Source organism: Pantoea sp. USHLN298 (assembly GCF_037149395.1).
Classification (GTDB): Bacteria; Pseudomonadota; Gammaproteobacteria; order Enterobacterales; family Enterobacteriaceae; genus Pantoea; species Pantoea astica.
Genome location: NZ_JBBCRO010000004.1, coordinates 376,457 through 388,098 on the forward strand (window position 1 = coordinate 376,457; position 11,642 = coordinate 388,098).

Annotated in this window: 8 protein-coding genes; 5 read left to right on the forward strand and 3 right to left on the reverse strand. The window is 58.3% G+C overall.

The features are described 5' to 3' along the window. Nucleotides 1-95 precede the first annotated feature (95 nt). Nucleotides 96-725: a 23S rRNA (uridine(2552)-2'-O)-methyltransferase RlmE gene (rlmE, locus tag WFK59_RS12670; RefSeq protein WP_031375418.1), complete on the reverse strand. Its 630-nt coding sequence runs from the start codon at nt 723-725 to the stop codon at nt 96-98. Between the two features lie 127 nt (nt 726-852). Here rlmE and yhbY point away from each other — a divergent pair, with 127 nt between their 5' ends. After that, entirely contained in the window at nt 853-1,146 is a 294-nt protein-coding gene (gene yhbY, locus WFK59_RS12675; RefSeq protein WP_008925418.1) for a ribosome assembly RNA-binding protein YhbY, read from the forward strand. A gap of 106 nt (nt 1,147-1,252) precedes the next feature. Here yhbY and greA read toward each other — a convergent pair whose 3' ends face one another. Beyond that, the gene (gene greA / locus WFK59_RS12680) at nt 1,253-1,729 is read right to left on the reverse strand and encodes a transcription elongation factor GreA (RefSeq protein WP_094122267.1); all 477 of its coding nucleotides are present in this window, start codon (nt 1,727-1,729) and stop codon (nt 1,253-1,255) included. Between the two features lie 248 nt (nt 1,730-1,977). Here greA and dacB point away from each other — a divergent pair, with 248 nt between their 5' ends. Further along, nucleotides 1,978-3,411: a serine-type D-Ala-D-Ala carboxypeptidase gene (dacB, locus tag WFK59_RS12685; RefSeq protein WP_233985460.1), complete on the forward strand. Its 1,434-nt coding sequence runs from the start codon at nt 1,978-1,980 to the stop codon at nt 3,409-3,411. 239 nt (nt 3,412-3,650) lie between these two features. Here the strand turns inward: dacB and WFK59_RS12690 are convergent, their stop codons facing one another. Beyond that, entirely contained in the window at nt 3,651-5,906 is a 2,256-nt protein-coding gene (locus tag WFK59_RS12690) for a TonB-dependent siderophore receptor (RefSeq protein WP_233985461.1), read from the reverse strand. Between the two features lie 252 nt (nt 5,907-6,158). Between WFK59_RS12690 and fes the strand changes: the two genes are divergently transcribed. The 3 genes from fes to WFK59_RS12705 all read left to right on the forward strand — a co-directional run bounded on the left by fes (nt 6,159) and on the right by WFK59_RS12705 (nt 11,607). Then, nucleotides 6,159-7,376, forward strand: coding sequence for an enterochelin esterase (gene fes / locus WFK59_RS12695; protein ID WP_336755935.1), 1,218 nt, complete (start codon nt 6,159-6,161; stop codon nt 7,374-7,376). A gap of 102 nt (nt 7,377-7,478) precedes the next feature. Then, nucleotides 7,479-7,688, forward strand: coding sequence for an MbtH family protein (locus WFK59_RS12700; protein ID WP_336755936.1), 210 nt, complete (start codon nt 7,479-7,481; stop codon nt 7,686-7,688). Next, entirely contained in the window at nt 7,681-11,607 is a 3,927-nt protein-coding gene (locus WFK59_RS12705) for an enterobactin synthase subunit F (RefSeq protein ID WP_336755937.1), read from the forward strand. The genes WFK59_RS12700 and WFK59_RS12705 overlap by 8 nt, the downstream gene beginning before the upstream one ends. Nucleotides 11,608-11,642 lie beyond the last annotated feature (35 nt).

An 11,642-nucleotide genomic window follows, 5' to 3' on the forward strand; every position in this document is an offset into this window, starting at 1 on the left:
CTCATATTACAACGGTGTTAACAGATAGCGTAGGGTACTATAGATCCTTCATACATGGAATCGCAGCAAAACTGCGGACTTCTCCAGCAATTTGGTTATAGTTTGCGCCCAGTCGCCACAATGTACACTTCACGTGAACGTGACCGTGAAGCGTCCGGCTTACGAATTTTCACTTTCGTAAACAGGGAGCGAATTTCCCGCAGGTATTCATCGAAGCCATCTCCCTGAAACACTTTCACTACAAAGCTGCCGCCAGGTGCCAGGATATCCCGACACATTTCCAGCGCCAGCTCGACTAAATACATCGACCGGGGAATATCTACGGCAGGTGTACCACTCATGTTCGGTGCCATATCGGACATGACAACCTGAACTTTCTGATCGCCGACGCGCTCAAGCAGCGCATTGATCACCGATTCTTCACGAAAATCGCCCTGAAGGAAATCGACACCGACAATCGGATCCATAGGCAGGATATCACAGGCAATAACGCGCCCTTTGTTCCCAATTTGCTGTACCACATATTGTGACCAGCCACCGGGTGCAGCACCCAGATCTACCACGGTCATGCCGGGTTTGAAAAGCTTGTCACCCTGTTGTATTTCATCAAGTTTAAACCAGGCGCGCGAACGCAACCCTTTTTTCTGCGCCTGAAGCACATATTTATCGCTAAAGTGTTCCTGGAGCCAGCGGCTGGAGCTGGCCGAACGCTTTTTACCCGTCATAATATTTCCAACTAAATCGTCATCGTAGCGATAAACCTGCACGCAATGGGTTGCGTCGATTTGGTGATATACCCGAGATGGCGGTAGAATGAACCGTTTTCAATCCCTGAGTAAGTAAAAAACTACGATGAATCTAAGTACCAAACAAAAACAGCACCTCAAGGGCCTCGCCCATCCGCTCAAGCCAGTGGTTATGCTGGGTGGTAATGGCCTGACCGAAGGCGTGCTGGCCGAAATCGAGCAGGCTCTGGCCCATCACGAACTGATCAAGGTGAAAATTGCCTCAGAAGATCGTGAAACAAAGCAGCTGATCGTTGAGGCTATCGTGCGTGAAACCGGCGCCAGCAACGTACAGGTGATCGGCAAAACGCTGGTGCTGTATCGCCCTTCTAAAGAGAGCAAAATTTCTCTGCCACGTTAAGTGGGCAAAGAAAGTGCCATGCTCTTACCTCAGATAAAAGGCCGCAATGCGGCCTTTTTCCTTTCTTTACATTGTGCTTTAACGCTTTTCAAAGCGTAGCAACATCTTAAAGGTATTCCACCTTCAGGATTTCATATTCAACATCGCCGCCAGGGGTTTTGATAATGGCCACATCATCAGCCTCTTTACCCACCAGGCCACGTGCCATCGGTGAATTGACCGAAATCAGATTTTGCTTAAAATCCGCTTCGTCATCACCCACGATACGATAGGTCGACTCTTCATCGGTCTCGATATTCAGCACGGTAACCGTCGCGCCGAAAATCACGCGGCCGGTTTTTGGCATCTGGGTCACGTCAATGACCTGCGCATTGGAGAGTTTGGCTTCAATCTCCTGAATGCGGCCTTCACAGAAACCCTGTTCTTCACGTGCGGCATGGTATTCCGCATTCTCTTTCAGGTCGCCATGCTCGCGCGCGTCAGCGATAGAGGCAATAATGCGCGGACGCTTCACGGTTTTCAGCTCGTTCAGCTCTTCGCGCAATCTTTCAGCGCCTCTTAACGTCATCGGAATCTGATTCATTTAAGCTCCTCGTCATCTATCCTGTTTAACGGTGTCATCCTGACCGGTGACTGCAGAAAAAAGCGTTCTGCGACGCATTAGCCCGTTTTGCAAACAAAAGAATCCTGACCCAGAAAGCATTCCGGGCCAGAAAAGGGTTTTGCAATTTGATACGTATTTTACCCCAGAGTTCACTGCGGGTCATCGTTTACTTTCCACCGTCCAGCGACGTAGTATTGACGGCTTCACCTGCCAGTTACCGCGAGATTATGCGATTTTCACGACTTGTTACCGGATTAACCTGTGCATTTATGCTGCAGGCACAAGCAGCGCCAGTTGATGAATACATGCAGTATCTGCCAGACGGCGCCAATCTGGCGCTGATGGTGCAGAAAGTGGGTGCATCAACGCCGATTATTGATTACCACGGAAAACAGATGGCGTTACCCGCCAGTACCATGAAGGTGGTGACAGCGCTGGCGGCCTTACTGGAACTGGGCGGAGATTACCGTTTTCAGACCACCTTTGAGACCAAAGGCGCGCTGGTCGATGGCACGCTGAACGGCGATTTAGTGGCGCGTTTTGCCGGCGATCCCACATTAAGTCGCCAGGATCTGCGCAACATGGTGGCAGCGTTAAAGAAACAGGGCATCACCCATATTAAAGGCAATCTGGTGATTGATACCTCGGTTTTTGCCAGCCATGACATGGCGCCAGGCTGGCCGTGGAACGACCTGACCCAGTGCTTTAGCGCGCCGCCAGGTGCCGCTATCGTGGATAAAAACTGTTTTTCTGTCTCGCTCTACAGCGCGAATACGCCGGGCGAGAATGCGTTTGTTCGTATCGCCTCCTATTATCCGGCGCACATGTACAGCCAGGTACGCACCATCGGCCGCAACAGCGGCGAAGGACAATATTGCGAACTGGACGTGGTGCCGGGCGAACTCAATCGCTACACCCTGACCGGCTGTATGCGTCAACGCGCCGAACCGTTGCCGCTGGCCTTTGCCGTACAGGATGGCGCGGCCTGGGCGGGCGAAATCCTGAAAGCGGAACTGCGGGCGGCGGAGATCGATTACAGCGGGCATCTGGTACGTCAGTCGCAGGCCACCGAGCCAGGCACGGTGCTGGCCTCGACCCAGTCGGCGCCGCTGCATACTCTGTTGCACACCATGCTGAAGAAGTCGGACAACATGATTGCGGATACGGTGTTCCGTACCATTGGTCATCACTACTTCAACGTGCCGGGGACGTTCCGTGCCGGACAGGACGCGATTCGTCGTATCCTGAAAGCCAAAGCCAATATCGACATGGGTAATAGCATTCAGGTTGACGGTTCGGGCCTGTCGCGTCACGACCTGATTTCGCCGCAAACCATGATGCAGGTGTTGCAATACATTGCAAAGAATGACAGCACGCTGGATTACATCTCGATGCTGCCGCTGGCCGGTTATGACGGCACGCTGCAGTACCGTGGCGGTCTGCATGAGGCGGGACTGGATGGCAAAGTGTCGGCGAAAACCGGTTCACTGCAGGGGGTTTATAACCTGGCGGGCTTTATCACCACCTCCAGCGGCGCGCGGGTGGCCTTTGTGCAGTTCCTTTCCGGTTATGCGGTCCCGCCGGAAGATCAGCGTACCCGCCGTATTCCGCTGGTGCGATTTGAGAGCCGGCTCTACCGCGATATCAATCAGAACAACTGATAAAGCAGAGATAAAAAATGCAGCAGGCGATCGACCTGCTGCATTTTTTTGATAAAGTCCGGTCACGTCAGCGATAAGACCGAGCCTGCACGGGAAACAGCGGCAGTTCGGAAAGACGTTTAAGCCAATTCCTGGCCGCTCAGCCCGTGCCGTCCGTGGCGCGGGACGCTTCCCTTCCCTGCCCCTGTTCCCTGCGCGTGGAGCATATTAACTGCGGCAGAGTCATCCGGCTAACTCCATCAGAAGCGGGTGTTGACACTCATATAGTAAGTGCGGCCCGATTCGTTAAAGGTATTGGCACCGGCACCGTAGAGATAAGCGCCCGTCGTGGCGTTACCGGTGGTCTGCGCATTGCCTTCGCGGAAGTGGCGTTTATCGAACAGGTTGTCGATCCCGACGGTGACGCTGGCATATTTATTAACGTCATAGGTGCCGCTCATGCCCACTACTGAGTAAGGGCTGACTTCATCGGTGGCGCTGCCAGTGACCGGATTGCCTTTGTAGTCATACTTTTTCGGCGTCTGTTTGCCATACCAGGTCAGCGTGGTTTGCAGCGACAGATCCTGCGTTGCCTGCCAGCTCAGCGTCGAGTTAAGCGTATATTCCGGGATCACCGACAGCCGATCGCCGGTCTCTTTGTTCTTGCTTTGCAGCATGTAGGTGAAGTTATTGTTCCAGCTTACGCTCTCTGAGAACGGCACGTTGACCGTCCCTTCCAGCCCTTCCACCACCGCTTTCGGCACGTTTTCCCATTTATAGATGTCGGTTTTACCGTTCGAAGCGGTACCGGTTGGCAGCGTGCCCGCCTCAATCTTATTGCGGTAGTCGTTGCGGAACCAGGTCAGACCGGCCTGATAACCCTCATGCTTCCACTCCAGCCCAATCTCTTTATTGATGCTGTTTTCCGCTTTTAAATCGTCGTTGCCCATCAGATAACAGGCGCCGGTGCTGGCGGCGCAGCCCTGGCCGTTGCTGTAAAGCAGGTAGTTAGGGTTGGTCTGATACAGACTCGGTGCTTTGTAGGCGCGGGCTATCCCCATTTTCAGCGTGAAGTCATCGCCTAATCCTTGTGACAGGTTAAGTGACGGGCTCCAGTTATTGCCCACGATGGAGTGATGATCGAAACGCAGCGCTGGCGTCAGCATGGTGCTGTCGGTCAGTTCAATGTTGTCTTCAGCAAACAGCGAGAAGATTTCCGCCTGCGAATAGGGGCTGCGTCCGGTGGTAGCGACGCCGGGGATTGAACCGTAATTGGCCGCCTGGGTCGTCGAGGAGGGGTCCTTCATCCGCTGCTGGTTCCACTCGGTGCCGAGAGTCGCGGTCTGGTTGACCAGCCATTCGAACGGAATACTGATTTCGCTGTGCAGCAGCACATCATCCAGCTGGATGGTATTAAAGTTGCTGTTGGAGAAGATCCCTTCGGTGCCGCCCGCCAGCCCTTCATTCAGGCGCGAGTTACGGGTGTTCTCGTACTGCGCATAGGTATCGGTGCTGATGCCGTTATCCCACGCGCCGGTCCACTTCAGCGAGAAGTTCTGACGATAGAGGCGGTTGGTCTCTTCACCATATTTACTTTTCACCAGCGCATTGGTGTTGGTGTTCTGGGTATCACCGGCGTACAGGTTGCCCTGACGGCTATAGCCAGCGCCAAACTCCAGCGCCTGCATCGGCGCAAAGGCCCAGCGCAGTAAGGCGTGAACATCTTTATTCACCGAACCTTCACGGCCTGACGGGTAAGAACCGGCATAGTTGCCAGTACGCTCGGCGGCATGACCTTCATTAATGTCGTAAGCATCAGCCTGGGTTTTTGCCAGCCCGCCATACAGCCGGAAGCTAAAGTCGTCGCCTAACGGCCCTTCGAGGCTAAAGTTTGTACGCCTGGTTGCGCCTTCATCCTTATGCTGCGGCACGTTGTAATAGCCGCTCCAGGAGCCGTGCCATTGATTATCCATCTGTTTTTTGGTGATGATGTTCACTACCCCGCCTGCGGCACCGTTACCGTAACGGGCGGCGGCCGGACCGCGAATGACATCAATCCGCTCAATAAGCTCTGGCGGAACCCAGTTCGTGTCGCCGCGCGTATCACGCTCGCCCCGCCAGCCAAGACGCACCGAGTTGCGGCTGGTGACCGGCAGGCCATCGATTAAAATCAGGGTATTTTCCGGGCCCATGCCGCGAATATCGATCTGGCGATTGTTACCGCGCTGGCCACTGGTGGAGTTCCCGGTCAGGTTAACGCCGGGCATGGTACGAATGATTTCAGAGACGTCGCGCGCAGGCGGATGTTTTTTAATTTCGTCCGCGGTGATGGTGGAGACACCGGGCGCCTGAAGCGTCTGCTGAGCGGCCGTCACCGTCATGGTGGTTTCGCTGGCGGTATCGGAGGCGTTGCTGGTTATGCCTGGCTCAGCGGCTGCTGCACCGGTAGAAATGAGAGAGGTGGTGAAACCCAGTTCAATCATAATGGCTAAAGAAAGCCGGGATAACGTTTTCATTTTTTTATTCCTGGATTGCCAGCGAAAGGCTACTGCCGGCGCGCCGGTGAAAAGGTAAGTACCTTGCCTGCAACGCATTCCAGTTCTCTGCGGACCCTTATCAGGCGACCTTACACCTGGTCCAAAGCCCGATACGGCAGAGAGGATGCGCGCGCTCCCTGTAGAGCGGAAACACCCTATTGCAAATGAAAATAATTATCAATACTATTATTCCTAACATGCATGACCCTAATCAAGTGCAGTGATCAACTGATGGCGCGTATGACGTGGTTAAACGAAGTGACCGGCAGTGACGCCTGGTGGCAACAGCAGCAGCAACAGGGCATTCCCCTGATTGAACCCGGTGAAGAAGGCACCTGCCAGGTCACCTTCTTCTGGCGTGATCCGCAGGGCGATGAGTCACACTCAGCCACGCGCCGCGTCTGGATCAATATCACCGGCGTGACCGATCATCATCAATCCGCTGCGCCCTCCTCCTTAATACGCGTTCCCCATACCGATGTATGGTGGTGGCAAACCACTCTGCCCGCTGACTGGCGCGGCAGCTACTGCCTGATGCCCGATAGCCAGGCGCAGACCTTCGACGGTCAGACCGATATGCAGGCGCTGCGGCAATGGTGGCGCGAAAAATTCCCAGCGGCACAGGCTGATCCGCTTAATCCACTGCGCGGCTGGGCAGGCGGCCGTGGGATGGCGGTTTCACCGCTGCATCTGCCGCAGGCGCCCGATCAGTCGCTGTGGCGCGATGTTGATCGCGGCCATCCGGCGGATATTCCGCTGCAATCACTGTTGTGGCGCAGCGAACGGCTGGGCAATCAGCGTAACGTCTGGATTTACTGTAGCGGTGAGGCGCATCCCGCTGAACGTCCACTGGCGTTACTGCTGGATGGTCAGTTCTGGGCGCAAACCATGCCGGTTGCCGGTCCGCTCCGGCAGCTCACCGCCGCCGGCGAACTGCCACCAGCGGTCTATGTGATGATCGATATCATCGATCGCGAACACCGCAGTCGTGAACTGCCCTGCAATCCCGATTTCTGGCTGGCGGTTCAGCACGAGCTGCTGCCGCTGATTCAGCAAACCCTCTCCTGTCGGGTGGCGGACGGCAGCACGCTGGTGGCGGGACAGAGTTTTGGCGGGCTCTCCGCAGCCTACGCCACCTTAAACTGGCCGGAGACCTTTGGTGCCGCCATCAGCCTTTCCGGCTCCTTCTGGTGGCCGGAACGCGGTAACCCCAACGGCTGGCTACCGCAACAACTACAACAAGGTTTGCTGCAGGCAGCGCCGCGCCGCTTTTACCTCGAAGCAGGACGGCGTGAGCGGCTGATTCTGTCAGCGAATCAACAATTTGAGCGTGATTTAATCGCGGCCGGACATCAGGTCAGCTATCACCCGGTTGAAGGGGGACACGATGCGCTGTGCTGGCGCGGCGGCCTGCTGGCCGGACTTAAAGCAATGTGGCAATACCCCTGATTCGCTTATCTCCCCGCCTGCACGCAGCAGACCGATCGCGGTCAGCGGCGGCGTGCAGGACGAGGCGAGATCTCGCCCGCACTGCATGGGCAGGAGACCGATATGCAACAACTCAACCCCTTTGACGATCCGCTGCAGGAATGTCGCGTACTGATCAATAATCAGCAGCAGTACAGCCTGTGGCCCGCCTTCCGGGCCGTTCCGGCAGGCTGGCAGCCGGTGTTTGGACCGCAGCCCCAGGCGCTTTGCCTGAGCTGGCTGAATGAAAACTGGCACGATATTCGCCCGAAGCGCGGGAGCGACGATGTCTGAGATCACCATGACCCCAAATCTGACTGAACAGAAAACGTTACCGCTGGTGGCCGCTCAGCCTGGCATCTGGATAACAGACCAGCTCTCACCGCACGCCAATGCCTACGCGGTGGCGCACTTTGTCGAGCTGCGCGGGGCGATCAACAGCGCGCTGCTGGCCAAAGCCATCGTTGCCGGTATGCAGGAAGCGGACACGCTGAATATGGCGTTCGGCGAGCAGGAGGGCGAACCCCTGCAGTGGCCTGCGCCGCAGCGCTTTGCTGAGCCGCAGGTGATTGACCTGCGCAGTTCAGCCGATCCAGCAGCTGCGGCACGGGCGCTGATGCAGCAGGATATGTCCGGTGACCTGCGGGTGCTGAGCGGCGCGCCGCTTTATCATCACAGCCTGCTGCGGTTAAGTGACGATCACTGGTACTGGTATCAGCGTTATCACCATCTGGTGGTCGATGGCTTCAGTTTTACCGCCCTGACCCGCCGTATCGCCAATCTCTACAGCGCCTGGCAGCGCGATGAAGCGCCGGAGCCGACGCCCTTTACCCCGTTCAGTGAGGTGGTTGACGAGTACCTGCGCTATCAGCAATCCACCGGATGGCAGCGTGATGCGCAGTTCTGGCGTGAAAAAGGCGCACAGCTCCCCGCGCCCGCCTCGCTGTCCGATCTGCCGCTGGCCGGTCAGAGCGCCAGTACCGATCTGCTGCGACATACCTTTGCGCTGGATCGCAGCGCATTTCAGACGTTGCTGACGCATACCCGACAGCAGCAGCTCAGCGCGGCGGACACCGCCATTGCGCTGGTCTCGCTGTGGCTGGCGCGTCTCAGCGGGCAAAACGACTTTGCGGCAGGTTTCATCTTTATGCGCCGCATCGGTTCCGCGGCACTGTGCGCCACCGGTCCGGTGATCAATGTGCTGCCGATGGCGGTACACAGCGACCCGGCCCAGCCGCTGAGCGTACTGGCAGCGCAGTTGGCGGGCGAAATAAAGAAAATGCGTCGTCATCAGCGCTATGATGCCGAGCAGGTGCAGCGTGATCTTGGCCGCTCCGGCGACAGCGATCCGCTCTACGGGCCGGTCATCAACCTCAAGATGTTCGATTACCAGCTCGATTTTGCCGGTATTGAAGGCGTAACCCACCAGCTCGCCTCCGGCCCGGTGCGCGATCTGGAAATTGCTATCTACCTCAGCGAGCAGGGCGATGTGACGCTGGAGCTGCTGGCAAACGCCGAGCGCTACCGCGAAACGACCCTGAAGCAGCACGCCAGCCGCTTTGCGCTGATGCTGTCACAGCTGGCCGCCAGTCCCGACGCTCCGTGCGGCGAACTGGATATGCTGACGCCCGCTGAACATCAGCAGTTAGCGGCTCTCAATAACACCACGATGCCATTGCCGGCGGAGACGCTGAGCAGCCTGCTGTTCAGCCAGGCACAGCGTACTCCGCTGGCACCGGCGCTGGCGGATGAGGCGCATCAGCTCAGTTATCAGCAGATGCAGCAGCAGGTCGCGGCGCTGGCGCAGCAGTTGGTTGCGCAGGGCGTGGCGCCGGGCGATATCGTCGCCGTCGCACTGCCGCGCTCGATCTTCCTGTCGCTGGCGCTGCAGGCCATCGTCAGCGCGGGTGCCACTTATCTGCCGCTCGACACCGGCTATCCCGACGACCGCCTGCAGATGATGCTGGAAGATGCCGCGCCGAAAACCCTGATCACCTGCCGTGAACTGGCTGACCGGCTGGCGGCCCTTTCACCGGTCACGCCGCTGTTTTACGACGCGCTGCTCACGCCGGTCCGGACGGCAATCGGACAGCAGCCGCATCCCCAGGATGGCGCTTACCTGATCTATACCTCCGGCTCCACCGGTCGGCCAAAAGGAGTGCTGGTCAGCCATCAGGCGATCGTCAACCGCCTGCTGTGGATGCAGGATCACTATCCACTCAGCAACGATGATGTGGTATTGCAGAAAACCCCGAGCAGCTTCGACGTGTCGGTCTGGGAATTTTTCTGGCCGCTGATAGCTGGCGCACAACTGGTGATGGCCCCGCCAGACGCGCATCGCGATCCGGAGGCGCTGCAACAGCTGTTCGCCCGCCACCGCGTTACGACGACCCATTTTGTTCCGTCGATGCTGGCTGCCTTTGTCGCCACGCTGCAGGATGATGATGCCGTGGCGCGCTGCGCGACGCTGCGCCAGGTATTCTGCAGCGGCGAAGCGTTACCGGCCGATCTGTCACGTCAGTGGCAAACGCTGACCCAGGTCGCCCTGCACAATCTCTACGGTCCGACCGAAGCAGCGGTGGATGTCAGCTACTACCCGGCATCGGGTGAGGAACTGGCGGCGGTCGAAGGTGCCAGCGTGCCGATTGGCTTCCCGGTGTGGAATACCGGCTTACGGATTCTGGATGCCGGTCTGCAACCGGTGCCGCCTGGCGTGGCCGGCGATCTCTATCTGACCGGCGTACAGCTGGCACACGGTTATCTGGATCGTCCCGACCTGACCGCCAGCCGTTTTGTTGCTGACCCATATGGCGACGGCAGCCGGATGTATCGCACCGGTGATGTTGCTCGCTGGCTGAGTAACGGTGCCGTTGAATACCTTGGCCGCAGCGATGATCAGCTCAAAATTCGCGGCCAGCGCATTGAACTGAATGAGATCGATCACGCCCTGGCTGCCCTGCCCGGCGTGGCGCAGGCGGTAACGCACGCACGGGTGCTGGGCGGCGGAAACGATCAGCAGGGTGATGCCCGTCAGCTGGTGGGCTATGTGGTGGCAGATCAGCCGATTGATGCCGCAGCGATGCGGCAGGCACTGGCGACGCAGTTACCGGCACATATGGTGCCGGTCGCCATCGTCCAGCTGGCCGCGTTACCGCTCAGCAGCAACGGCAAGCTGGATCGTAAAGCGCTGCCGCTGCCAGCAACGCAAACCGCAGACGCCGGGCGCGCCCCGCATCCGGGGCTGGAAACCACGCTGGCGCAGGCGTTTGCCACCCTGCTGGAGCGGGAGTCGGTCAGCGCCCAGGATGATTTCTTCGCTCTCGGCGGCCATTCGTTACTGGCGATGCGGCTGGCGGCACAGTTGCGGCGTCGCCTCAATCAGCCGGTTTCGGTCGGCCAGATTATGGTCGCCGCCACGGTGGAAAAACTGGCGGCCTTGCTGAGCAGTGAAGCGGCGGAGGCCAGCCGTGCCGGTTTTGAAGCGGTGCTGCCGCTGCGGCGCGGCAACGGGCCAACGCTGTTCTGCTTCCATCCGGCCTCCGGCTTTGCCTGGCAGTTCAGCGTGCTGCAACGCTATCTCGATGCGCGCTGGTCGCTGCTGGGTATTCAGTCGCCAGACCTCGCCAGTCCGCTCAACCAGGCACCGCATCTCGATGCGGTGTGTGAAGCGCACCTGGCAACGATTCGTCAGCAGCAGCCGCACGGTCCTTACTATTTCCTCGGCTATTCGCTGGGCGGAACGCTGGCGCAGGGTATCGCGGCGCGGCTGGAAGCAGCAGGTGAAACCGTCGCCTTCCTCGGCTTGCTGGACACCTGGCCACCGGAGACGCAGAACTGGGATGAGAAACGCGGGGAAAACGTGCTGGACCCGGCGGTACTGGAAGAGGTGAACCGGGAGCGCGAACAGTTTATCGCCGCGCAGCGCCAGCAGGCGGGCGAAGGGATGGAGGCGCTGTTTACCACCATCGAAGCCAACTACGCCAGCTCGGTGCGACTGCTGGCCACCGCCCGCAGCGCGCACTTTACCGGTCGTGCCACCCTGTTCCTGGCGCAGCAGACGCAGCAGCCCGGTCAGGATGCCCGTCGCGCCTGGTCGCCCTACGTCGCCGAACTGGAGATCTGGCCGCTGGATTGCGCCCACGTCGAGATCATTTCGCCGCGGATGTTTGAGCAGATTGGGCCACGTCTGCAGCAGTTGCTGTCAGCGTTTTAATCTGTCGGCGCGCGGCTGAGTGCTGCGCGCCTTCC

Bases quoted from the DNA above. Each gene is read 5' to 3' on its own strand.
- rlmE (WP_031375418.1), bottom strand. From the start codon at position 725: ATGACGGGTAAAAAGCGTTCGGCCAGCTCCAGCCGCTGGCTCCAGGAA.
- yhbY (WP_008925418.1), top strand. From the start codon at position 853: ATGAATCTAAGTACCAAACAAAAACAGCACCTCAAGGGCCTCGCCCAT.
- greA (WP_094122267.1), bottom strand. From the start codon at position 1,729: ATGAATCAGATTCCGATGACGTTAAGAGGCGCTGAAAGATTGCGCGAA.
- dacB (WP_233985460.1), top strand. From the start codon at position 1,978: ATGCGATTTTCACGACTTGTTACCGGATTAACCTGTGCATTTATGCTG.
- WFK59_RS12690 (WP_233985461.1), bottom strand. From the start codon at position 5,906: ATGAAAACGTTATCCCGGCTTTCTTTAGCCATTATGATTGAACTGGGT.
- fes (WP_336755935.1), top strand. From the start codon at position 6,159: ATGGCGCGTATGACGTGGTTAAACGAAGTGACCGGCAGTGACGCCTGG.
- WFK59_RS12700 (WP_336755936.1), top strand. From the start codon at position 7,479: ATGCAACAACTCAACCCCTTTGACGATCCGCTGCAGGAATGTCGCGTA.
- WFK59_RS12705 (WP_336755937.1), top strand. From the start codon at position 7,681: ATGTCTGAGATCACCATGACCCCAAATCTGACTGAACAGAAAACGTTA.